The following is a 22,268-nucleotide window of genomic DNA, read 5'->3' as shown; positions in this document are numbered from 1 at the left end:
ATCAGGCCGGTACGTTCCAGATTTCTTTGGCGTATTGGCGGATCGTGCGATCGGACGAGAACCAGCCGACACGCGCCACATTGTGGATGGCGCGGGCAAACCAGTCGCGACTGTCGCGCCAGACCGCATCGACCTGGCGCTGAGCTGCGGCATAGGCATCGAAATCAGCCGCCACCATGAACCAGTCGTGCTGATGCAGCCCGTCCATGAGGTCGCGGTAGCGCGCCGGATCGTCCGGCGAGAAAACGCCCGATGCGATGGCGGCCACGGCCTGCTTCAATTCCGGCGAGGCATCGATCACCGTTTCCGGCTGATAGCCATTGTCGCGGCGCTGGGCGACCTCTTCAGCCGTCAGGCCGAAGATGAAGATGTTGTCGTCGCCTACCCGTTCCTTGATCTCGACATTGGCGCCGTCGAGTGTGCCGATGGTGAGCGCGCCGTTGAGCGCGAACTTCATGTTGCCGGTGCCTGACGCCTCCATGCCGGCTGTCGAAATCTGCTCCGAGAGATCCGCGGCCGGCATTAGGATTTCAGCGGCGGAAACATTGTAGTTGGGAACGAACACGACCTTCAGCAGACCACGTACCGACGGGTCGCTGTTGATGACCCGTGCCACGTCATTGGCCAGTTTGATAATGAGCTTGGCGTTGTGATAGCTGGGTGCCGCCTTGCCGCCGAAGAATTTTACCCTCGGCATCCAGTCGCGCTCCGGGTGTGAACGGATCTGATCGTAGAGCGCCACCGCTTCGATGATATTGAGCAGCTGGCGCTTGTATTCGTGGATGCGCTTGATCTGGATGTCGAACAAGGCCGACGGGTCGACCCTGATGGCCAGCCGCTCGGCAACCAGATTGGCCAGCCGCTCCTTGTTGGCGCGCTTGACCGCGGCAAAACGCTCCTGGAACGAGGCATCGGTGGCAAACGCGTCGAGCTCGCGGATGGCCTCGATATCGTCGAGGAACCGGTCGCCTATCGCCTCGCATGCCAGGGAAGTAAGCCCCGGATTGCACTGGATCAGCCAGCGCCGCGGCGTAATGCCGTTGGTCTTGTTGTTGATGCGGTGGGGATAGAGCCGGTGCAGGTCGGCGAACACCGTCTCCTTCATCAGCTCTGTGTGCAACGCCGACACGCCGTTGACGCTGTGTGAGCCGACAAACGCCAGATTGCCCATGCGCACGCGCCGCCCGCCATCCTCCTGGATCAGCGAGATGCGGCTGATCTGGTCGCCGTCGAACTTTCCGGTGGCGCGTGCTTCGAGCAATATCTCGGCATTGATCGCATAGACGATCTGCATGTGGCGCGGCAGGATGCGCTCGAACAGCGGCACCGGCCAGCTTTCCAGCGCCTCCGGCAGAAGCGTGTGGTTGGTGTAGGCGAAGGTTTGCCTGGTCAGTCCCCAGGCGGTGTCGAAATCGAGCCCATGGACGTCCATCAGGAGGCGCATCAACTCCGGTACGGCGACTGCCGGATGGGTGTCGTTGAGATGGATCGCGGCCTTCTCGGGTAGCGACAGCAGGTCGCCGTACTGGCTGAGGTGACGCTGCAGGATGTCCTGCAAAGACGCTGTCGAGAAGAAATACTCCTGGCGGAGGCGAAGTTCCTGGCCGGCAGGCGTGGCGTCGGCCGGATAGAGAACGCGTGACAGGGCGTCGGCCTTGTTGCTTTCGGCCAGCGCGCCGATGTGGTCGCCGGCGTTGAACTTGTCGAGCAGGATCGGATCGACCGGCATGCCCGACCAAAGCCGCAGCGTGTTGACGCGCGCGCCGCGCCAGCCGACGACGGGCGTGTCGTAGGCAACCGCCAGCATGTGCTCTGTCGGTTTCCAGACATGCCGTTCCAGCCGGCCATCCTTGCTGGTGATCGACTCGACCGAGCCGCCAAAACCAACCTCGAAGGCGCGCTCGCGGCGCTCGAATTCCCACGGATTGCCGTGCTCGAGCCAGGTTTCGGGCAATTCGACCTGCCAGCCGTCATGGATTTCCTGGCGGAACATGCCGTTTGCGTAACGAATGCCGTAGCCATGGGCGGGAATGTCGACTGTCGCCATGCTTTCCATGAAGCAGGCGGCGAGCCGGCCAAGACCGCCATTGCCCAGCGCAGCATCCGGCTCGAGCTTGGCGATGACGTCGAATTCGACGCCGAGGGAGGCCAGCGCCTCGCGCATCGCCTCCATCAGGCCGAGATTGGAGAACGCGTCGCGCATCAGGCGGCCGATCAGGAACTCCAAGGAGAGGTAATAGACCCGCTTGGCGCTCTGGTCGTAAGCTTCCTTGGTCGACGAGATCCACTCGTCGACGATGCGGTCGCGCACGACCTTGATCGAGGCCGTCAGCCAGTCGTAGTCGGTGGCGACCGTTGCGTCCTTGCCGAGACGGTACTTCAGCGCCTGCCTGATTTCGGCGGCAAGCGCCTGAGGACTGGTGTCGCCCAAAGAGGGCGGCTGGGGGATTTGCGGGGTCACTGCGCGGGTCATCTTGCCTCTCGCATAGCTAGCCAAATCGGCCACCTTGTCATTTCCCTCCCTTGCCGACACCTATCCTCCCAAGGTCATGTTAGCCGATCTAGATCCAATTCCAATCGATTTAAATCTCCGCGTCAATGGCTGGCGTCGCGGAGATTGGAAGTTGTGGTCAGGCTGCAAGTGCAGCTTCCGGCGGCGCCTTGGCCCCGATCATGAAGGCAACCGCGGCCGACATGATGTATTGCTTCGGATCGGTCACCGCGAGACGCCGTCCGAGGCGGTGGATATGGATGCGGTCGGCGACCTCTAAGACATGCGGCATGTTGTGCGAGCTCAGCAAAATAGGCACCAATCGCGAATGCGAGTCAATAAATAAATCACTCTTATTTATTATTGACAGGATTGCAGGCGGCCCGCATTCTGGCCAAAAGAACAAGACGTGGAATGACGGGAGGAAGCCGGTGGAGGCCGGGAATGCAAGGCAAGGATCGCCTGATGTGGCTGACAGCCAACATCTGCGCGGGACCAACCAGAGCGGCATGCGCGATCACAACGAGCGGCTTGTGTTGTCGCTGGTTCGGCAGAGCGGTGCCCTGGCCAAATCCGACATTGCCCGCATGACGGGGCTATCGGCCCAGACTGTCTCCGTGATCATGCGCGAACTGGAGGATGACGGGCTTCTGCTGCGCCAGGAACCGGTGCGCGGCAAGATCGGCCAGCCCTCCGTACCGATGGCGCTCAATCCCGAAGGCGCATTCTTCATCGGCCTCAAGATCGGACGCCGCAGCGCCGAACTCGTGCTCATCGACTTCCTCGGCAACACCAGGACGATGCTGCAGAATTCCTATCGTTACCCTGCCCCGCGCGACACCGTCGACTTCGTCAGGTCGGGCATCGCCCAGATGCGCGCCAGCCTGACGCGCGAACAGGACAAGCGGATTGCCGGACTTGGCGTCGCCATGCCGTTCGAGTTGTGGAACTGGGTGGATACGGCGGGCGCACCGCGCGAAATCATGGAGGAATGGCGCAACCGCGACATGCGGACCGACCTGCAGGCGCTGTTTCCCTTCCCGGTGTACTTGCAGAACGACGCCACGTCGGCCTGCGGCGCCGAGCTTGTGTTCGGCGATATCGGCGCCTTGCGCGACTTCGTCTACTTCTACATCGGCGCCTTTGCCGGCGGCGGCGTGGTGCTCAACGGCAGGCTCTATAGCGGACCTACTGGCAACGCCGGGGCGCTCGGCTCGATGCCGGTGCCCGGCCCAGCCGGCAGGCCGACCCAGTTGATCGACATCGCTTCGATCGCCATTCTCGAAGCGGCGCTCAACGACCAGGGCGTCGACGCCTCGCATCTGTGGTCCTCGCCGGAGGAATGGGGCGAACTCGGGTCCGCGCTCGACCAATGGCTCGCCACCGCCGGAGACGCCCTTGCCTACGCGATCGTCGCCTCCGCATCGGTGATCGACTTCGAAAGCGCGGTCATCGACGGCTGGATGCCGTCGGCGATCCGCGCCCGCCTTGTCGCGGCGGTACAGGCATCGATCCGCCAGATCGACGTCGAGGGCCTGCGCATACCTTCGGTTCGCGAAGGTACCGTCGGCATCCACGCGCGCGCCCTCGGCGGGGCAAGCCTGCCGCTGTCGGAGCGCTTCCTCGTCAACGCATCCGTGCCTTCAAGGGGAAATTGAGCGTGCTTGTCGGAATTCCGCCGCTGCTTGGTCCCGAATTGCTGTTCACGCTCCGCGCCATGGGTCATGGCGACGAGATCGCCATCGTCGACGGCAACTATCCTGCCCTCGAGCATGGCCGGCGCGTCATTCGCGCCGACGGGCTCGGGCTGATCCCGGTGCTGGATGCGGTGCTGCAGGTCCTGCCCGTCGACGACTTCGTGCCGCAGGCGATCTTCCGCGCTTCGGTCAAGGGCGACCCCTCGCTCGTCGACCCCGTGCATCTGGAAATCGAAGCGGTCTGCGCCCGTCGCGCTCCCGGACACGCCGTCGTCGCCCTTGCAGGCGACGCCTTCTACAAGCGCGTCAAGGCGGCGCACACGCTCATTGCAACGAGCGAACCGAGGCTTTACGCCAACGTCATTGTCCGCAAGGGCGTCATCTATCCCGAGGGAGCCGGCAAATCATGATCCTGTGCTGCGGCGAAGCGCTGATCGACATGCTGCCCCGTCAAAGCGAGGCCGGCGAACCCGCCTTCGCGCCCTATGCCGGCGGCGCGGTGTTCAATTCGGCGATCGCGCTCGGACGGCTGGGCGCGCCGGTCGAGTTCTTCTCCGGTCTTTCGTCGGATCTCTTCGGCCAGCAAATCCGCGACGTGCTGGCCGCCAGCAAGGTCGGCTCGCGCTACGCCAATCTCTCGGGCCGCCCGACGACGTTGGCCTTCGTCCGGCTCGACAACGGCCACGCCACTTACACTTTCTATGACGAAAACACTGCCGGACGGATGCTCACCGACGCCCACCTGCCGGCACTTGGCGACGACATCGACGCCATGCTGTTCGGTGCAATCAGCCTGATCCCCGAACCGTGCGGCTCGGCTTACGAAGCGCTCATGCAACGCGAGCATCGCAACCGCGTGACGATGCTCGATCCCAATATCCGGCCCGGCTTCATTTCCGACAAGCCGAGCCACCTGGCCCGCATGCGGCGCATGCTGGCGATGGCCGACATCGTCAAGCTCTCGGACGAGGATCTCGAATGGTTCGGCGAAACCGGAACGCATGACGAGATCGCCGCAACATGGCTCGACAAGGGGACGAAGCTCGTCATCATCACCAAGGGCAGCAAGGGCGCCATCGCCTACAGCGCCCGCCACGCCGTTTCGGTGTCGCCCGACAAGGTGAACGTCGTCGACACGGTCGGGGCCGGCGATACGTTCAATGCGGGCGTGCTCGCCTCGTTGCACGAGCAAGGCGCGCTGACCAAGCAGGCGGTCGCGGATTTGTCCGAAGCGGCAATTCACCGGGCGCTCACCCTCGCTGCGCAGGCTGCTGCGGTCACCGTATCGCGCGCCGGCGCAAATCCGCCATGGCGACACGAATTGGCCTGATTGCGTCGCTTTCGGGCGCAGCAGACGATCACTTTATGTTTCGCATCGCCAAGCCGCCTCAGCAGTGAGCTGCGGAAAACTCCATGTTTTCCGCCATTTTCTGCGCAAAAACGTCACAACCGAAAGTAACAGGAACCTATTGCGCGCGTGAGATGCCGCAGCGCCCACTTCTTTTTCGCGTTTCGCAACTCTGCTATCAGCGGCGCGAAGAAAACGAATGGGTTTTGGGGCCACAATGCAGTTCATCGATCTCGGCGCTCAGCGCGAAAGAATCCGCGACCGTCTGAAGGCGGCCATCGACAAGGTCGTCGACGAGGGCCGCTACATTCTCGGCCCGGAAGTGACCGAATTCGAAAACCAGCTGGCAAGGTATGTCGGCGTCAAGCACGTCATCGCCTGCGCCAACGGCACCGACGCCTTGCTGCTGCCCTTGCTCGCCTCCGGCATCGGCCCCGGCGATGCCGTGTTCGTGCCGAGCTTCACCTTCGCCGCGACCGCTGAAGTGGTGGCACTCGCCAAGGCCGAGCCGGTGTTCGTCGACGTCGAACCCGACACCTACAACATCAGCATTGAAAGCCTCGAAGCCGCGATCGCCATGATCAAGGCCGAAGGCCGCCTGAAGCCCAAGGCGGTTATCCCGGTCGACCTGTTCGGCACCGCTGCCGACTACGCTGCGCTCGGCACCATCGCCAAGCGCGAGAACCTGCTGGTCATCGAAGACGCCGCCCAGTCGATCGGCGGCTCGCAGGACGGCAAGATGTGCGGTGCCTACGGCCATGTCGCGGCCACCAGCTTCTATCCGGCCAAGCCGCTCGGCTGCTACGGCGACGGCGGTGCGATGTTCACCAACGACGACGCCTTCGCAGCCAAGCTTCGCTCCTTCGCCTTCCACGGCAAGGGCGAGACCCAGTACGACAACATCCATGTCGGCCTGAACTCGCGCCTCGACACGCTGCAGGCGGCGATCCTGATCGAAAAGCTGGCGATCCTGGAAGACGAGATGCAAGCCCGCGCGGCCATCGCCAAACGTTATGCCGACGGCCTCGGCGATGTCGTGAAAGCCGCTCGCGCGCCCTCCGGCGGTCGCTCGGCATGGGCGCAGTACGCCATCGAGACCGCGGACCGCGACGGCCTGAAGAAGCACCTGCAGGAGCAGGGCATTCCGTCTGTCATCTACTATGTGAAGCCGCTGCATGTGCAGGTGGCCTACAGCCACTATCCGCGCACGCCGGGTGGCCTGCCGGTTTCGGATGCCGTGCCGGGCACCATCCTGTGCCTGCCGATGCATCCTTACCTCAGCGAAGCCGACCAGAATCGGATCATCTCGACGATCCGCAACTATGTCGGCTCCAACTCGGCCAAGATCGCGGCCGAGTAAGCAGCCCTTTCAGGTCAGAACACGAAGGCCGGATCGCTGATCCGGCCGCTCGAGACGAAATGCGGATTGGCGAAATCCGCATCGTTGGCCTGGTTGCGCTTGCCATAGACCAGCGACGCGCCGTCCAGCGTGTGCGTGGTGCCGCCGGCAGCGCGCAGCACGGCATCCCCCGCCGCCGTGTCCCATTCCATCGTCCGGCCAAAGCGCGGATAGATGTCGGCCTCGCCGGCAGCCAGCAAGCAGAACTTGAGCGACGAGCCGACCGAGACGATCTCGGCCGCCGAAACCTTCTTGATGAATTCTTCGGTCTCCGGCGTCAGGTGCGAGCGGCTGGCGACGATTGTCAGCGGCTGGCGGCCATCGCGGACATGTATGCGATGGCGATCGGAGACGACTTTCCCGTCGCGGGCCTCGAAGGCCTCGGCACGGCCGGGACGGCCGGAAAAGAAGCGGCCCGTGCAGGGAGCGTAGACCACGCCGATTTCAGGCGCGCCGTTGCGGATAAGGGCGATGTTGACCGTGAAATCGGTTCGGCGCTTGATGAATTCCTTGGTGCCGTCGAGCGGATCGACCAGAAAAAACAGCCCGCCCAGCGCCGGCGGCACGAAGCCTTCCGCTATCTCTTCTTCGGACACGCAAGGCACGTCTGGAAAAGCCTTGCGCAAACCTTCGAGAATGACCTTTTCGCTGGCCTTGTCGGCCAGCGTGACCGGCGACGCATCCGCCTTCGCCGTAACGGCGATGTCGGAGTTGTAGACCTCCATCACCCCCTGCCCGGCCTCCAGGGCCAGGCCTTCGAAAACTGCAAGGATCGCTTCGTCAGATACCGCCGCCGTCGTCGTATTGATGCTCTGCAAGGTCCCGCTCATTCAGCCAATTCTCGACAATTTCGACCATCTCTTCGGGCTTCTTGCCGAGAGTGTTCAAATGAATCTCAGGATTCTCCGGCGTTTCATAGGGTGAATCGACACCCGTGAAATTCTTGATCGAACCAGCGAGTGCGCGAGCATAGAGCCCCTTCGGATCGCGCCTTGCGCACTCCTCGAAAGGCGTATCGACGAAGATTTCGACGAACTCGCCTTGGCCCATGAGCTCGCGTGCCATGCGCCGCTCGGCTCGGAAGGGCGAAATGAAGGAAACAACGACGATAAGGCCCGCATCGGCCATGAGTTTGGCAACTTCGGCGACGCGACGGATGTTTTCGACGCGATCCTCATCGGTGAAGCCAAGATCGCGATTGAGGCCATGACGCACATTGTCGCCGTCGAGGATATAGGTGTGGCGTCCGGCCGCGTGCAGCTTCTTTTCAAGCAGGTTGGCAACTGTCGACTTGCCCGAACCGGACAGACCGGTGAACCACAGCACGGCCGGACGCTGGTTCTTGAGCTCGGCACGCGCCTTTCTCGTCACGTCCAGCGATTGCCAATGGATGTTCTCGGCCCGGCGCAACGGATGCAAAATCATGCCGGCACCGACCGTTGCATTGCTGATCCGGTCTATCAGGATGAACGCGCCAGTGGTGCGATTGTCGGAGAAGCTGTCAAAGGCGATGGGCGATTGCGCCGAAATGTTGCAAACGCCAACCTCGTTCATCTCCAGCAACTTCGCCGCCTCATGGGCGAAGTCGTTGACGTTGATCCGGTATTTGAGATCGGTGACGGTGGCGCTGACCTGGTCGGTCTCGGTGCGCAAGATGTAGGACCGGCCTGGCAGCAGCGCGTTCTCGTCGAACCAGACGACATTGGCGGCGAACTGGTCGGCAACATCGGGCCGCGCGTCGGGCGTCACCAGCACGTTGCCACGCGACACCTCGACCTCGTCGTCGAGCACCAGCGTTATCGCCTGGCCGGCGACAGCCGTGCGCAGGTCGCCGCCATGGGCAACGATGCGACGGACCCTGGAAGCCTTGCCGGACTTGGCGACGACGATCTCGTCGCCTTGCGAGATCGAGCCCGAGGCGATCGTTCCGGCGAAGCCGCGGAAATCGAGATTGGGCCGATTCACATATTGCACCGGGAAGCGGAACGGACGTTCCGCCGCGTCTTCCTCGACCACCACATTTTCAAGATGTTCGATCAGCGTCGGCCCCGAATACCAGGCCATCTTTTCCGTGCGCCGCGTGACATTGTCACCATAGCGGGCCGACATCGGGATCGGCACGATCGACTCGAAGCCAAGGCTCGCCGCAAACGCCGCATAGTCCGCGGCGATGCGGTCAAACACGGCCTCGTCGAAGCCAACCAGGTCGATCTTGTTTATGGCGACGACGATGTTGCGGATGCCCAGCAGCGAGGCGATGATCGAGTGGCGGCGCGTCTGGCGCAGCACGCCCTGTCGGGCATCGACGAGAACGATGGCAAGGTCGGCCGTCGAAGCGCCCGTCGCCATGTTGCGGGTATATTGTTCGTGGCCGGGCGTATCGGCGACGATGAACTTGCGCTTCGGCGTGGCAAAGAAGCGATAGGCGACGTCGATGGTGATGCCCTGCTCGCGCTCGGCCTCCAGCCCATCGACCAGAAGCGCGAAATCGACGTCCTCACCCGTCGTGCCATGCTTGCGCGAGTCGCGCTCGAGCGCCGCCAGCTGGTCTTCGAATATCTGCTTTGTGTCGGACAGCAGGCGCCCGATCAGCGTCGACTTGCCGTCATCCACCGAGCCGCAGGTCAGGAAGCGCAGGAGAGACTTCTGCTCCTGCGCGGCGAGGTAGTCACGGACGCTTGCAGCGGCCTCGATGTTGGTGGCCATGGCGTGGCGCATTCTCAAAAGTACCCTTCGCGCTTCTTCTTTTCCATCGAGCCAGCTTCGTCGCGGTCGATCAGGCGCCCTTGCCGCTCCGAGGTGCGGGCGGTCAGCATCTCGCTGACGATGCCTTCGAGGCTGTCGGCGTCGGATTCGATGGCGCCGGTCAGCGGGTAGCAGCCAAGCGTGCGGAAGCGCACAAGCTTGTTTTCCACCACCTCGCCCGGATTGAGTTTCATGCGGTCGTCGTCGCGCAGGATCAGCATGCCGTCGCGCTCGACCACCGGCCGGTGCTTGGCGAAATAGAGCGGAACGATGGGGATTTCTTCCTGCAAGATGTACTGCCAGATATCGAGTTCGGTCCAATTGGACAGCGGGAAGACGCGGATCGATTCACCGGCCGACACGCGGGTGTTGAAGATCTTCCACATTTCGGGCCGCTGGTTCTTGGGATCCCAGGCGTGCTGGGCATTGCGGAACGAGAAGATGCGTTCCTTGGCGCGCGACTTCTCCTCATCGCGGCGTGCGCCGCCGAAGGCTGCGTCAAAGCCATATTTGTCGAGCGCCTGGCGCAACCCAACGGTCTTCATGACGTGGGTATGTGTGTTCGAGCCATGGTCAAACGGATTGATGTTGTCGCGCACGCCATCCGGATTGACGTGGACCAGCAGATCGAAGCCGAGCTCGCGCGCCATCTGGTCACGGAACTCGATCATCTCGCGGAACTTCCAGGTCGTGTCGACATGCAGGAACGGAAAAGGCGGCTTGGCCGGATAGAACGCCTTCATCGCCAGATGCAGCAGAACCGAGGAATCCTTTCCCACGGAATAGAGCATGACGGGCTTGGTGAAGGTGGCCGCGACCTCACGAAAGATGTGGATCGCCTCCGCCTCGAGACGGTCCAAGTGGGTCAGTCTGGCAAGCATTGAAAAGCCTTTGGAAATTGCTGCTGGCCGTGGCGTCGGAGCCGAAACAACCTGTTGCCTGAGTATCCCTGCAATCCAAGGGGGCATCAAGCAGGACCAGCCCAAAATGCGGCGCGAGGCAAGGCAGTTTTTGCCGCCACGGCGCATCTGCTGGAATGTGATTTCAGCACGCCTCGCGAGGGCTGGCACCTTTGCCGCCTGAACACAGATGGATACGCACCGCATGTTTCCTGCTGTGCGGCTTGATCGAAGCCCAGCGTGGATAGAAATCGCCGCTTTTCCACGCCCTTTGGAACGACCTTATCCTTGTGCCAAAGCCAATGACAGGAGCTGGCCTTGGAACAAACGACCAATCTGAAATTGCCATTCATCATGCCCTCGCAGGCACAAAAGCACGTCACCCACAATGAAGCGCTGCTAGCGCTGGACGCCGTGGTTCAGCTTTCCGCACTCGACCGGCATCTCGTGGCACCACCTGCAACTCCCGCCGCGGGCGACCGATACATTGTCGCTGCAGCGGCAACAGGCGCCTGGGCCGGCAAGAGCGGCCAGATTGCAGTTTGGCAAGATGGAACTTGGACGTTCTACATTCCGCTCAGGGGCTGGCTCGCCTGGGTCGCAGATGAACAGCGCATCTACGTCCATGACGGCTCCAACTGGCTGGATGCCGTATCGCTTGGCATCAACCCGGCAGCAATGGTCGGTATCAACACCACTGCCGATGCGACGAACCGGTTGTCCGTGAAGAGCCAGGCTGTGCTGTTCGACAACCAGGGCGCGGGCCAACAGGTCAAGATCAACAAGGCAACGAGCGGCGAAAACGCCACTCTGCTGTTTCAAACCACCTACTCCGGCCGCGCCGAATTCGGGCTCGCTGGCGACGACGACTGGCATGTCAAGGTTTCACCCGACGGCACTGCCTGGACCGAGGCGCTCAAGGTGAACAGCGTCGATGGACGCGTGCTTTTGCCGGCAGGTCTTTCCTTGACCGACCAGAACCAGGCCGTTGCCAAACGGCATGTTCGAGAAATGCTCACCGCCAATCGGACCTACTATGTTCGGGCCAATGGTTCGGATTCCAACAATGGCCTGGCGAACACGGCCGGCGGCGCGCTCCTGACCATCCAGAAAGCCTACGACGTTATTGTGAGTACGCTTGATGTCGCCGGCCATACCGTCACGATCCAGGTTGGGGCCGGGTCTTACGGCGCGGGCCTGACGGTTAGCAAGGGATGGACCGGAGCTGGCGAGATACTGCTTGTCGGAGATGAGACCACCCCTGCGAATGTCGAGGTTACGGCGGGAGTGCTGGTCTCAATCACCAACGCGGTGTTGCCGGCCGCGCTGAAGGTTCGAGGTTTCAAACACACCAGCTCGCAGCAGACCATCGTCCACAACGGCGTTGGTGCTCTCTACTTGCGCAACCTCGTCTTCAACTCGACCGGCTTTGCGCACATTCAGGGGGCAAACTCCGGCGCCAAGATATGGGTCGATGGAAACTATTCCATCAGTTCCGCGGGTTCATTCCACTACTATATCGGGCAACAAGCCGGACTGCAGCTTGTCACCGGCGTGACACCGACTGTCACCCTGACGGGAACGCTGGCGTTCACCTGCTTTGCCGGAGCGAGCGATCTTGCAATGATCCGCGTTGCGGGAGTGTCCTACAACGTAGCAGGAGCTACAGTGACGGGTGCCAGGTACTCCGTAATCGGAAACGCAGCCGTCACGACCAGCGGTGGCGCGGCATTCTTTCCGGGGTCAGCCGCTGGCTCCGCAAGCAGCGGCGGACAGTATGCCTGAACTTGATGTGGCCTTCGATACCGTGCATCCGAAAGGATGCGCGGCGCAGGCCGGCGCGATCATTGGACGCGGTAATAGCGTCCGTACCAGTCGACGAAACGAACCAGGCCATCTTCAATCGGCGTGTGCGGAAGCTCGCCGATCAACGCTTCGAGGTCAGTGACGTCGGCCCAGGTGCTGAGCACATCGCCTGCCTGCAACGGCATGAAGTTCTTGACCGCCTCTCGTCCGGTCGCGCGCTCGAGAATGCGGATCATCTCCAGCAGATGCTCCTTGCGCCGGTTGCCGATATTCATCACCCGGTGTGGCGCCCAGCTTCCGGACGCGCCGCCGGCTGTGATGTCGTAGTCGGGATTGGACTGCGGCGGCAGGTCGAGCAAGCGCATGATGCCTTCGACGATGTCGTCGACATAGGTGAAGTCACGGTACATATCGCCGTTGTTGTAGATGTCGATGGTATCGCCGGCGAAGATGGCGCGAGTGAACTTGTAGTAGGCCATGTCGGGCCTGCCCCACGGCCCGTAGACGGTGAAGAAGCGCAAGCCGGTAGCGGGCACGCCAAACAGATGGCTGTAGGTATGCGCCATCAGCTCGTTGGCTTTCTTGGTCGCGGCATAGAGGCTGACCGGGTGGTCGGCGCCGTCGCGGGGCGAATAGGGCTGCTTCTTGTTGCCGCCGTAGACCGAGCTCGACGAGGCGTAGATCAGATGCTTCGGCAGGTTGGCGCGGCAGCTTTCGAGAATATTCAGGAAGCCGGTGACATTGGCGTCGATATAGGCCTGCGGATGGTCGAGCGAGTAGCGCACGCCGGCCTGCGCGGCGAGATGAACGACGATCTCCGGACGGCATTCGAAGGCGGCTTTCACCGCCGCAGCATCGGCAAGGTCGGCCTGGACGAAGCGGAAATCCTTATGCTCGGCAAGCATCTCCAGCCGCGCGCGCTTGAGCGTGGTGTCGTAGTAGTCGGTGACGCTGTCGAAGCCGACCACTTCATAGCCGTCGGCGAGCAGTCGCCTGGCGACGTGGAATCCGATGAAGCCGGCCGTGCCGGTAACGAGAACGGTCATGAATTCACTTGCTCTTCAAATGCAAAACGCCCCGGCCTTTCTAAGGCCGGGGCGCATGCAAATCCATTGCCCTGTTGAGGCGATCAGGCCTTCTTGGGCAGAAGCGCCCAGATTGCCGGAACCGCTGCGGCAGCGATTGCCACCTTGACCAGGTCGGGCACGATGAACGGCACGACGCCGAACTGCCACGACTTTTCCGCGCCGATCAGCAGAGACAGCCACGAGAAGCCCATCGCCATCATGACGACCTCGGCGACCAGCATGACGGCCAGCATCTTGACGATGCTGCGGCCCCAGCCGCGGTCGACGGCCCAGCCGACAATCGCCACCATGGCGACGAAGCCGGCGAGATACCCGCCGGTCGAGTCGAGCATGTAGGCAATTCCGATGCCCTTTTCCGGCGTGCTCTGGAACACCGGATAGCCCATGGCGCCCTGCGCCATGTAGAGCATGATCGTCGCCAGGCCGAGGCGCAGGCCGTAGGCTGCGCCGATGCCGAGAACGGCCAGCGTCTGCAGCGACATGTCGACCGGGCCGAACACGACCTTGGTCTTCGCCGAAGCGACGAGAAGCAGCGAACCCGCAACAGCCAGCAAGAGCTGGGTCGCAAGGCGCGTCGCACCCTTTTCAGGAAGCGCCGCGGAGACGAGCGCGGTGGAACTGGTGGATGCAACTGCCATGTAAATCCCCTTGAGTTGCGCACGCCTGAGCATGCCCGACATGGTTTTCCCTATATTGTCTTCCGTGCTATGCGGCAAACGAAAATGCCGTCAGGCCTTGCAACACACAGATATCGGCGTGCCATGACCCTGGATTTCGACACACGTTTCGAGCCTGCCTACGGCCTCGCCGTCCCGGTTGCCGATGGCGTCCTGCGCCTGACCGTCAACAATCCGAGCCCGTTCACCTTCCACGGCACCAACAGCTACCTCATCGGCAAGGACACACTCGCCGTGATCGACCCCGGCCCCGAGGACGATGCGCATCTCGATGCCCTGATGCGGGCGATCGCGGGCCGCCCGGTCAGCCATATCTTCGTCAGCCACACGCACCGCGACCACTCGCCGCTCGCTGCCCGGCTCAAGGCCCTGAGTGGTGCTGTGACCGTCGCCGAGGGGCCGCATCGATCCGCCAGGCCGCTGCATCTCGGCGAGGTCCCGGCGATGGACGCCAGCAGCGATACCGATTTCGTCCCCGACCTCGTCGTCGGCGACGGCGATGTCGTCGATGGCGACGGATGGCGAATCAGCGCGTTGTTGACGCCCGGGCATGCAGCGAATCACGCGGCGTTCTCGCTCGAGGGCACCGGCATCCTGTTTTCGGCCGATCATGTCATGGCATGGTCAACCTCGATTGTCGCGCCGCCCGATGGCGCGATGTCCGACTACATGGCTTCGCTCGACCGCCTGGGTGGACGCGATGACCGGATCTACCTCCCGGGCCATGGCGGCCCGGTCGTTTCGCCGCAGAAATTTGTGCGCGGGCTGAAGACGCACCGAAAGATGCGCGAGCGCGCGATCCTGGAACGCCTCGTGTTGGGCGACCGGACCATCCCCGACATTGTCCGCGCGATCTACCGCGACACCGACCCCCGGCTCTACGGCGCCGCCGGCCTGTCGGTGTTCGCCCATCTGGAAGACCTGGTCGGCAAAGGCAAGGCCGTCAGCGATGCCGAGCCGTCGCTCGACGGCGTCTATGCGCCGGCCAGATAGTCATTCCGCCTGCGGAGCGGTCGCGGTGCCTGCCTGGGTGGCGATTTCCTGATCGAGTTCGGTGAGGAAGCCTGAAATCCGCTGGGCGTTCTCGCCGAGATCATGGCGGCCGTAGCGGGAAGCGGAGCGCATGTCGACAAAGGTCGAGTCGCCGTCGTCGACCACGCGGATCGCGACATCGGACGGCAGCGACAGCACCAGGCTACGCGCCACGGCCTCGATATCGACCTCGCCGCTGGCCTGCTCGGCGGCAGGAGGCGGAACCACGATCTCCCAGCCCTGCCGTCCGAGCACCGTTCTCACGCTGTCGAGCACGCGGTCGAGCGACAGGTCATAGCGGCGCCCGGCGACCAGCGGATAGGCCTGTGCCTGCAGCGCGCGTTCTCCCGCCGTGGCCAATTCCAGCCTGTTCATGTCGGGAGTGCGCAAGGATGCCGCCGCGGTGAGTGCTGGCGGATCCTCTGCATCGGTGGAGATGTCGCGCAGCATGGGATAGGTGGAAATCTGATAGGCGGTGAAGGCAAATGGCGCCAGCACGATCAGGCCAAGCAATGCGCCGATGGTCAGGTCATGGCCGCCCTGGTCGCCGAATTTCCACAACCGCGAAAAGGCAAAGCCGGAAAACAGCAGCGCGAACGCCGCCAGCAAGGCGACGATGGCAAGCACCCAGAAGAACGCCGTGGTATCGATCAGGCCACGCCGGTGGCCGAGGACGGCGGTGATCAGCAGCACCGCCGAAAACGACGCCAGGCCTCTCGAAACGCCGGCGGCCCGTGTCGTGCGCGGCTCCAGATATCTTGTCTGATACTCGACCATGGAAGTCTGCTATCCACCCAACGGCTGTCACGTCCGCATCCCCTGGCGCATCGGCCCGAAAATCGGATTCGATACGCTAGTGCGTCCTTTGTGCGTCCATCCGGACGCACGGCGCTCTAGCGTAGCCTAGAGGGATTCCGTCAGCCATTGAAGCGCAAAGGCGGCATTCGCCGCCTTCACCCACATCAGCTTGCTCAGGTGCTGGCGGCCGTCGGCAGGCGATAGTCCTTGAAACGCTCGCGCAACGCCATCTTCTGGATCTTGCCCGTCGCAGTATGCGGAATCTCGTCGACGAAGGCGACATCGTCGGGCATCCACCACTTCGCCACCTTGCCGTCGAGGAACGCCAGTATGTCGGCCTTGGCGGGATCCTTATCCTGCTTGCGGACGATGACCAGCAGCGGACGCTCGTCCCAGCGCGGATGCTTCACGCCGATGACCGCGGCTTCCTGCACATCGGGGTGCCCGACCGCAATGTTCTCCAGTTCGATGCTGGAAATCCATTCGCCGCCCGACTTGATCACGTCCTTCGAACGGTCGGTGATCTGCATGTAGCCGTTGACGTCGATATGGGCAACGTCGCCGGTATCGAACCATCCGCCGGCGCCGAACTGGTCGGCGCTCGCCCCACCATAGTAGGCGGCGGATACGGCGGGACCGCGAACCTTGAGCCGGCCGAAGGTCTGGCCGTCCCACGGCATCTCGTTGTCATCGTCGTCGGTGACCTTCATCTCGACGCCAAACGGCGTGTAGCCCTGCTTCTGCTGGATGTTCAACCTGGCTTCGCCTTCAAGGTCGTCATATTCGGGCTTGATCGTGCACAGCGTGCCAAGCGGCGACATTTCCGTCATGCCCCAGGCATGGATGACCTCGACGCCGTAGTTGCGCTCGAACTTTTCCGTCACCGCGCGTGGACAGGCCGAGCCGCCGATGACCACCTTGTTGAGGTGCGGCAGCTTCTTGCCGGTCTCCTCCAGATGCTGCAGCAGCATCAGCCATACCGTCGGCACCGCCGCGGTGAACGTCACCCGCTCGGTGTCGAGCATCTCATAGATCGAGGCGCCGTCCATCCTGCCCCCGGGCATGACGAGCTTGGCGCCCACCATCGGCGTGCTCTGGGCGAGGCCCCAGGCGTTGGCGTGGAACATCGGCACGACCGGCATGACGACATCGCGCGCCGAGATGCCCATTGCGTCGGGCATCACCGCGATCATCGCGTGCAGCACGTTGGAACGGTGACTGTAGACCACGCCCTTGGGATCGCCGGTCGTGCCGGAGGTGTAGCACATGCCGGCGGCGGCATGCTCGTCGAGGTCCCGCCAGGCGAAATCGCCGTCCGCCTCGGCAAGCCATTGTTCAAATGCGATGACGTTGGGAAGTGAGCTCGGCGGCAGGTGGGCGCTATCGCTCAGCACGATGATGCGCTTGAGGGAGGGAACCAGCGGCGCGATCTTCTCGACCAGCGGCATGAAGGTCAGGTCGACGAACAGCGCCTGATCCTCGGCATGATTCATGATCCAGACCAGCTGCTCGGGAAACAGGCGCGGATTGAGCGTGTGGTAGACGGCGCCGATGCCCATGATGCCGTACCACGCCTCCATGTGGCGCGCGGTGTTCCAGGCCAGCGTCGCAATGCGGTCGCCGCTCTTGTAGCCCTCGCGCTCCAGGCGCTGGGCTACTTTCAGCGAGCGTGTCCGCAGCTCGGCGTAGGTGGTGCGAACGATCGGCCCCTCGATCGAACGCGAAACGACCTCCCGGTGCGGATGCTGCCGTGCCGCATGGTCCATGATCTTGTGGCAGAGCAGCGGCCACTCTTGCATCAATCCCAGCATGTCGTTCCTCCCAAATGCTTTTCCGCCATCTTTGGGCGCAATTGGGGGATTGTCCAGTTCGATGAAAGGAATGGCCACAAGCCAGCAAAGGCCAGCGGCCATATTGCCGCCACGGTCGCGGTTAACCTTTGTTACCGGCTGGCGCGGTGGGTAAATTAATGTGAGGGATCACATGGATACGCAGCCTCGCGCGGAGGACCAGAACCTGCCGCAGGACGATGCGCCGGAGCACCCCGCTCCCGAACAGATTGCACCCTCGACGATCGAGCAGGATCTCGTCGCGGCGGAAGAGGCGCTGCTTGCCGACGCTGCCGTTCTCGACGACGCTTCTGAGGTCCAGGCGGACGCCATCGACGATGCACCGGCCGACGACGATCCGGTCGACGACATCGGAGACGTGACCGCAATCGAGACGGCGGACGAAGCCGTAGCAGAAGAGCCAAGCCTGTTGGACCTGTCGCCCGAGGATCTGGCCGTCGAAGTCGCAGCCGAGGCGACGCCGATGACCATCGAAGCGCCGGCGATTGTCGCCGAAATCATTTCGGACGAGGACTTCGCCCAGATGGTCGACGATTCGCTCGAAGCTGTCGGCGGCATCTTGTTGTTCAAGATGCGCATCGACGAGGACGGCGAAGACAGGCACGTCGCCGCAGCGTCGATCGGCGACGGCGGCCGACGCCAGTTCCTGCTGCTATCGCTGCCGGTTACCGGCGGCAAGCTCAGGGTAGAGTCGGCATCCCGCAGCACCAGTCCGCTGGCCAAGCTCGCCGAAGCCTATGTCGGCGTGGTCGAGGCGTTTCGCGCCGCGGCCTGAGCGGCTTTGTCAGCTCGTCGTATCGTCGGTGCCGTCGTCCTCGGCATCGTCGAGCCGTACAAACTCGCAGCCCTTGGCCTTCAGCTCAAGCAGGCCCTACCAGGCCGCCGGCGGCGGCATGCGTCGGCTGATTGACATACGTCGTCGCACCTACCCCTTCGCCTTCACTGCAGCCTGCGCAGCCGCCAGGCGTGCGATCGGCACGCGGAATGGCGAGCACGAGACATAGTCGAGGCCGACGCTTTCGCAGAAGCGGATCGAAGCCGGGTCGCCGCCATGCTCGCCGCAGATGCCGAGCTTGATCTCAGGCCGCGTCGCCCTGCCCTTCTCGGCCGCCATCTTGACCAGTTCGCCGACACCGTCGATGTCAAGCGAAACGAACGGATCCTGCTCGATGATGCCCTTCTGGCGATAGGTTTCCAGGAAAGACGCCGCATCGTCGCGCGAGATGCCGAAGGTCGTCTGCGTCAGGTCGTTGGTGCCGAAGGAGAAGAACTCGGCCGCCTCGGCGATCACATGGGCGCGGATGGCGGCGCGCGGCAGCTCGATCATGGTGCCGACGAGATAGTCGATGTTGACGCCAGTCTCTTCCATGACGCTCTTGGCGACCGCATCGATCCGCGCCTTGACGTAGTCGAGCTCCTTCATCAGGCCGACCAGCGGCACCATCACTTCTGGAACGACCGGGCTTCCGGTTTTCTTGCCAGCCTCGACGGCGGCCTCGAAGATGGCGCGCGCCTGCATCTCGGCGATCTCGGGATAGGAGACGGCGAGGCGGCAGCCACGATGGCCGAGCATCGGGTTGAATTCGTGCAACACCTCGGTGCGCTGGCGCAGCTTGTCGGCGGGCACCTTCATCGCCTCGGCGACCTCGGCGATTTCGTCCTCGGTCTTGGGCAGGAATTCATGCAGCGGCGGATCGAGCAGGCGGATCGTCACCGGCAGGCCGGCCATGATCTCGAACAGTTCGAGGAAGTCGGAACGCTGCATCGGCAACAGCTTGTCGAGCGCCTTGCGGCGGCCGTTTTCGGTGTCCGCGAGGATCATCTCGCGCATCGCGACGATGCGGTCGTCGTCGAAGAACATGTGCTCGGTGCGGCAGAGCCCGATGCCCTCGGCGCCGAACGACCGCGCCATGCGCGCATCGGCGGGCGTCTCGGCATTGGTGCGCACCTTCATGCGCCTGGCTGCGTCAGCCCATTCCATGATGGCGGCGAAATCGCCCGAGAGTTCCGGCTGCAGCATCGGCACCGAGCCCTTCAGCACCTGGCCGTTGGAGCCGTCGATGGTGATGATGTCGCCCTTGCGGAAGGTCTTGCCGAGCGCTGTCAACGTGCCGGCGCGGTAGTCGACGCGCAGCGAACCGGCGCCCGAAACGCAGGGCTTGCCCATGCCGCGCGCAACCACCGCCGCGTGGCTGGTCATGCCGCCACGCGTCGTCAGGATGCCTTCCGAGGCATGCATGCCGTGGATGTCCTCGGGGCTGGTCTCGATGCGGACAAGGATCACCTTGCGGCCGGCCGACTTCATTTCCTCGGCCTCGTCGGACGAGAACACGATCTCGCCCGTGGCCGCGCCCGGCGATGCCGGCAGGCCGACGGAGATGACCTCGCGCTGCGCCTTGGGGTCGATGGTCGGATGCAGCAGCTGATCGAGCGAACCCGGTTCGATGCGGCAGATGGCTTCGTCCCTGCTGATCAGGCCCTCGGCCGCCATCTCGACGGCGATCTTGAGCGCCGCCTTGGCGGTGCGCTTGCCCGAACGGGTCTGCAACATCCAAAGCTTGCCGCGCTCGATGGTGAATTCGAGGTCCTGCATGTCGCGGTAGTGCTTTTCGAGGCGATCGGAGATCGCGACGAACGAGGCGAATGCCTCCGGCATCAGCTTCTGCAGCGACGGCTTGTCGGAGCCGGCTGCGATGCGCGCCGCTTCGGTGATGTTCTGCGGCGTGCGGATGCCGGCGACGACGTCCTCGCCCTGGGCGTTCACCAGAAACTCGCCATACAGCATCTTCTCGCCGGTCGAGGGATTGCGGGTGAAGGCAACGCCGGTGGCCGAGCTGTCGCCCATGTTGCCGAACACCATGGCCTGGACATTGACGGCCGTGCCCCAGCTTTCGGGGATGTCGTGCAGGCGGCGATAGGTGATGGCGCGATGGTTCATCCAGGACGAGAACACCGCGCCGATGGCGCCCCACAACTGCTCGTGCGGGTCCTGCGGGAAGGAGCGGCCAAGCTCCTCCTCGACCTTGGCCTTGTAGAGCGCAATGACGTCCTGCCACTGCTCGGCGGTGAAGTCGGTGTCCAGCTCGTGGCCGAGCCTGCCCTTCTCGTCCTCGAGCAACTCCTCGAAGACCTCGTGGTCGAGGCCCAGCACGACGTCGGAATACATGGTGATGAAGCGGCGGTAGCTGTCATAGGCAAACCGTGCGTCGCCCGCGTCCTTGGCCAATGCCTCGACGGTCACGTCGTTGAGGCCAAGGTTGAGCACGGTGTCCATCATGCCCGGCATCGAAGCGCGTGCGCCCGAGCGCACAGACACCAGGAGCAGGTTTTCCGCATCGCCAAACCTGCGGCCGGCGATCGCGCCGATGTGTTCGAGGGCCGTGCGAACCTCGCTCTCGAGCGTCCCGGGATAATTGCGGCCGTTGGCATAAAACCAGTTGCAGGCCCCGGTCGTGATGGTGAAACCGGGCGGCACCGGCAGGCCGAGACTGCACATCTCGGCGAGATTGGCACCCTTGCCACCGAGCAGGTCGCGGTCGCTCGCGCGCCCCTCCGCCGCACCGTCGCCAAACCTGTAGACCCACTTTGTCATGCCTTCTCCTCGCCGACTGAGTGTGGAGGCAAACCTGGCTGCGGTCTGCTTCTCGCGGGAGCGATATGATGCTGCGGTGCGAAAGGCAAGGCGCGTTTCCGCACGGGCACGAGCTACAATCGATTAATCGTCCGATGCTCCGCCGGCCTTGCGGGCCGTCGGGCGCCATTGTAGAACATAAATAGAACAAACTGCGGAGATGACGATGAAAAAGACCGGCAAGCTCGACTATATCGAAATGGCGGCAACAGGCGGCACGCTGGACCACGTCAAGGCCTTCTACAGCGCGGCGTTCGGCTGGACTTTCACCGACTACGGCCCCGAATATGCGGCCTTCGACGAAGGGTTGGAAGGCGGCTTCCAGGCGCAGGCCCCGGCCAAGCCGCTGCCGATCCTGTATTCGGAAGCGCTGGAAGAGACGCTTGCCGCCGTCGAGGAATCAGGCGGCACGATCATCAAGCCGATATTCGCCTTTCCGGGAGGGCGGCGGTTCCACTTCACCGATCCGGCGGGCAACGAACTGGCGGTCTGGGGCGAATAGACGGTTTTCAGCATTGGAAAAGCGGCAAAGGCGCGATTGTGCTTTTGCCGCACACTGCATATAAGGCGGCGGTCGATTGACTCGCCTGCAGCTTGATATCCGAAAGCGCAAGGCTCGTTGGGGCGTCGCCAAGCGGTAAGGCATCGGTTTTTGGTACCGACATTCCCAGGTTCGAATCCTGGCGCCCCAGCCATCGCCCAGATCTTCCAAACCAGTGTCATCAGATTGCACACCTGCATGTGCGGGCCTGTTCAGCATTTCTGCCACGCAAAAAGCCAAAGGCCCCGGATTTCTCCGGGGCCTTT

The 22,268-nt window shown here is 63.1% G+C and carries 17 protein-coding genes, 1 tRNA gene and 1 pseudogene; 9 read left to right on the top strand and 10 right to left on the bottom strand.

What is annotated here, in order from left to right:
• Nucleotide 1: 1 nt before the first annotated feature.
• Nucleotides 2-2,473: a glycogen/starch/alpha-glucan phosphorylase gene (locus PCJ21_RS14770; protein WP_269932175.1), complete on the bottom strand. Its 2,472-nt coding sequence runs from the start codon at nt 2,471-2,473 to the stop codon at nt 2-4.
• 157 nt (nt 2,474-2,630) lie between these two features.
• Nucleotides 2,631-2,816 (bottom strand): annotated as a pseudogene (locus PCJ21_RS14765) (sugar ABC transporter ATP-binding protein); the annotation flags it as partial.
• A gap of 106 nt (nt 2,817-2,922) precedes the next feature.
• Between PCJ21_RS14765 and PCJ21_RS14760 the strand changes: the two are divergent.
• The 4 genes from PCJ21_RS14760 to PCJ21_RS14745 all read left to right on the top strand — a co-directional run bounded on the left by PCJ21_RS14760 (nt 2,923) and on the right by PCJ21_RS14745 (nt 6,896).
• Complete coding sequence (locus PCJ21_RS14760) at nt 2,923-4,149, top strand: ROK family transcriptional regulator (RefSeq protein WP_442866016.1); 1,227 nt, start codon at nt 2,923-2,925, stop codon at nt 4,147-4,149.
• A gap of 2 nt (nt 4,150-4,151) precedes the next feature.
• Nucleotides 4,152-4,598 (top strand): RbsD/FucU family protein, encoded by a 447-nt coding sequence (locus PCJ21_RS14755; RefSeq protein WP_269932174.1) that lies wholly within the window; start codon nt 4,152-4,154, stop codon nt 4,596-4,598.
• Nucleotides 4,595-5,518, top strand: a complete 924-nt coding sequence (locus tag PCJ21_RS14750) for a carbohydrate kinase family protein (protein ID WP_269932173.1) — start codon at nt 4,595-4,597, stop codon at nt 5,516-5,518. Before PCJ21_RS14755 ends, PCJ21_RS14750 begins: the two co-directional genes overlap by 4 nt.
• Nucleotides 5,519-5,753: 235 nt before the next feature.
• Nucleotides 5,754-6,896: a DegT/DnrJ/EryC1/StrS family aminotransferase gene (locus PCJ21_RS14745; RefSeq protein WP_269932303.1), complete on the top strand. Its 1,143-nt coding sequence runs from the start codon at nt 5,754-5,756 to the stop codon at nt 6,894-6,896.
• A 14-nt stretch (nt 6,897-6,910) separates the two neighbouring features.
• Here the strand turns inward: PCJ21_RS14745 and cysQ are convergent, their stop codons facing one another.
• Genes cysQ through cysD form a run of 3 tightly spaced genes read right to left on the bottom strand, consistent with a single transcriptional unit; the run spans nt 6,911 to nt 10,561 of the window.
• On the bottom strand, nt 6,911-7,765 hold the full coding sequence (gene cysQ, locus PCJ21_RS14740; protein ID WP_269932172.1) for a 3'(2'),5'-bisphosphate nucleotidase CysQ: 855 nt from the start codon (nt 7,763-7,765) through the stop codon (nt 6,911-6,913).
• Nucleotides 7,716-9,653, bottom strand: coding sequence for a sulfate adenylyltransferase subunit CysN (gene cysN / locus PCJ21_RS14735; RefSeq protein ID WP_269932171.1), 1,938 nt, complete (start codon nt 9,651-9,653; stop codon nt 7,716-7,718). The genes cysQ and cysN overlap by 50 nt, the downstream gene beginning before the upstream one ends.
• A 2-nt stretch (nt 9,654-9,655) precedes the next feature.
• The gene (gene cysD / locus PCJ21_RS14730; RefSeq protein WP_269932170.1) at nt 9,656-10,561 is read right to left on the bottom strand and encodes a sulfate adenylyltransferase subunit CysD; all 906 of its coding nucleotides are present in this window, start codon (nt 10,559-10,561) and stop codon (nt 9,656-9,658) included.
• A gap of 336 nt (nt 10,562-10,897) precedes the next feature.
• Between cysD and PCJ21_RS14725 the strand changes: the two genes are divergently transcribed.
• The gene (locus PCJ21_RS14725; protein WP_269932169.1) at nt 10,898-12,364 is read left to right on the top strand and encodes a DUF2793 domain-containing protein; all 1,467 of its coding nucleotides are present in this window, start codon (nt 10,898-10,900) and stop codon (nt 12,362-12,364) included.
• Between the two features lie 59 nt (nt 12,365-12,423).
• On the opposite strand, the gene PCJ21_RS14720 is transcribed toward PCJ21_RS14725, so the two are convergent.
• Both PCJ21_RS14720 and PCJ21_RS14715 read right to left on the bottom strand, forming a co-directional pair.
• The gene (locus tag PCJ21_RS14720) at nt 12,424-13,431 is read right to left on the bottom strand and encodes an SDR family NAD(P)-dependent oxidoreductase (RefSeq protein WP_269932168.1); all 1,008 of its coding nucleotides are present in this window, start codon (nt 13,429-13,431) and stop codon (nt 12,424-12,426) included.
• A gap of 83 nt (nt 13,432-13,514) precedes the next feature.
• On the bottom strand, nt 13,515-14,111 hold the full coding sequence (locus tag PCJ21_RS14715; protein ID WP_269932167.1) for a biotin transporter BioY: 597 nt from the start codon (nt 14,109-14,111) through the stop codon (nt 13,515-13,517).
• A 123-nt stretch (nt 14,112-14,234) separates the two neighbouring features.
• Here PCJ21_RS14715 and PCJ21_RS14710 point away from each other — a divergent pair, with 123 nt between their 5' ends.
• The gene (locus PCJ21_RS14710; protein ID WP_269932166.1) at nt 14,235-15,143 is read left to right on the top strand and encodes an MBL fold metallo-hydrolase; all 909 of its coding nucleotides are present in this window, start codon (nt 14,235-14,237) and stop codon (nt 15,141-15,143) included.
• On the opposite strand, the gene PCJ21_RS14705 is transcribed toward PCJ21_RS14710, so the two are convergent.
• Nucleotides 15,144-15,959, bottom strand: coding sequence for a DUF1499 domain-containing protein (locus PCJ21_RS14705; RefSeq protein WP_269932165.1), 816 nt, complete (start codon nt 15,957-15,959; stop codon nt 15,144-15,146).
• 194 nt (nt 15,960-16,153) lie between these two features.
• Complete coding sequence (locus PCJ21_RS14700) at nt 16,154-17,791, bottom strand: fatty-acid--CoA ligase (protein ID WP_269932164.1); 1,638 nt, start codon at nt 17,789-17,791, stop codon at nt 16,154-16,156.
• Between the two features lie 172 nt (nt 17,792-17,963).
• Between PCJ21_RS14700 and PCJ21_RS14695 the strand changes: the two genes are divergently transcribed.
• Entirely contained in the window at nt 17,964-18,605 is a 642-nt protein-coding gene (locus PCJ21_RS14695) for a hypothetical protein (protein ID WP_269932163.1), read from the top strand.
• 150 nt (nt 18,606-18,755) lie between these two features.
• On the opposite strand, the gene ppdK is transcribed toward PCJ21_RS14695, so the two are convergent.
• The gene (gene ppdK, locus PCJ21_RS14690) at nt 18,756-21,422 is read right to left on the bottom strand and encodes a pyruvate, phosphate dikinase (protein ID WP_269932162.1); all 2,667 of its coding nucleotides are present in this window, start codon (nt 21,420-21,422) and stop codon (nt 18,756-18,758) included.
• A gap of 205 nt (nt 21,423-21,627) precedes the next feature.
• On the opposite strand from ppdK, the gene PCJ21_RS14685 reads away from it, so the two are divergent.
• The gene (locus PCJ21_RS14685; RefSeq protein WP_269932161.1) at nt 21,628-21,963 is read left to right on the top strand and encodes a VOC family protein; all 336 of its coding nucleotides are present in this window, start codon (nt 21,628-21,630) and stop codon (nt 21,961-21,963) included.
• A gap of 118 nt (nt 21,964-22,081) precedes the next feature.
• Nucleotides 22,082-22,156 (top strand) — tRNA-Gln (locus tag PCJ21_RS14680).
• Nucleotides 22,157-22,268 lie beyond the last annotated feature (112 nt).

The organism is Aminobacter sp. HY435 (genome assembly GCF_027568395.1).
In the GTDB taxonomy this organism is placed as follows: Bacteria; Pseudomonadota; Alphaproteobacteria; order Rhizobiales; family Rhizobiaceae; genus Aminobacter.
The sequence above is the reverse complement of the archived record's forward strand: the minus strand, read 5'-3'. Positions and strand labels throughout refer to the sequence as shown.

What these genes read in the sequence shown, in the direction of transcription:
- PCJ21_RS14695 (WP_269932163.1), top strand. Translation starts at nt 17,964, where the DNA reads ATGGATACGCAGCCTCGCGCGGAGGACCAGAACCTGCCGCAGGACGAT.
- PCJ21_RS14770 (WP_269932175.1), bottom strand. Translation starts at nt 2,473, where the DNA reads ATGACCCGCGCAGTGACCCCGCAAATCCCCCAGCCGCCCTCTTTGGGC.
- cysN (WP_269932171.1), bottom strand. Translation starts at nt 9,653, where the DNA reads ATGCGCCACGCCATGGCCACCAACATCGAGGCCGCTGCAAGCGTCCGT.
- PCJ21_RS14745 (WP_269932303.1), top strand. Translation starts at nt 5,754, where the DNA reads ATGCAGTTCATCGATCTCGGCGCTCAGCGCGAAAGAATCCGCGACCGT.
- cysD (WP_269932170.1), bottom strand. Translation starts at nt 10,561, where the DNA reads ATGCTTGCCAGACTGACCCACTTGGACCGTCTCGAGGCGGAGGCGATC.
- PCJ21_RS14715 (WP_269932167.1), bottom strand. Translation starts at nt 14,111, where the DNA reads ATGGCAGTTGCATCCACCAGTTCCACCGCGCTCGTCTCCGCGGCGCTT.
- PCJ21_RS14710 (WP_269932166.1), top strand. Translation starts at nt 14,235, where the DNA reads ATGACCCTGGATTTCGACACACGTTTCGAGCCTGCCTACGGCCTCGCC.
- ppdK (WP_269932162.1), bottom strand. Translation starts at nt 21,422, where the DNA reads ATGACAAAGTGGGTCTACAGGTTTGGCGACGGTGCGGCGGAGGGGCGC.
- PCJ21_RS14685 (WP_269932161.1), top strand. Translation starts at nt 21,628, where the DNA reads ATGAAAAAGACCGGCAAGCTCGACTATATCGAAATGGCGGCAACAGGC.
- PCJ21_RS14705 (WP_269932165.1), bottom strand. Translation starts at nt 15,959, where the DNA reads ATGGTCGAGTATCAGACAAGATATCTGGAGCCGCGCACGACACGGGCC.
- PCJ21_RS14700 (WP_269932164.1), bottom strand. Translation starts at nt 17,791, where the DNA reads ATGCTGGGATTGATGCAAGAGTGGCCGCTGCTCTGCCACAAGATCATG.
- PCJ21_RS14720 (WP_269932168.1), bottom strand. Translation starts at nt 13,431, where the DNA reads ATGACCGTTCTCGTTACCGGCACGGCCGGCTTCATCGGATTCCACGTC.
- cysQ (WP_269932172.1), bottom strand. Translation starts at nt 7,765, where the DNA reads ATGAGCGGGACCTTGCAGAGCATCAATACGACGACGGCGGCGGTATCT.
- PCJ21_RS14750 (WP_269932173.1), top strand. Translation starts at nt 4,595, where the DNA reads ATGATCCTGTGCTGCGGCGAAGCGCTGATCGACATGCTGCCCCGTCAA.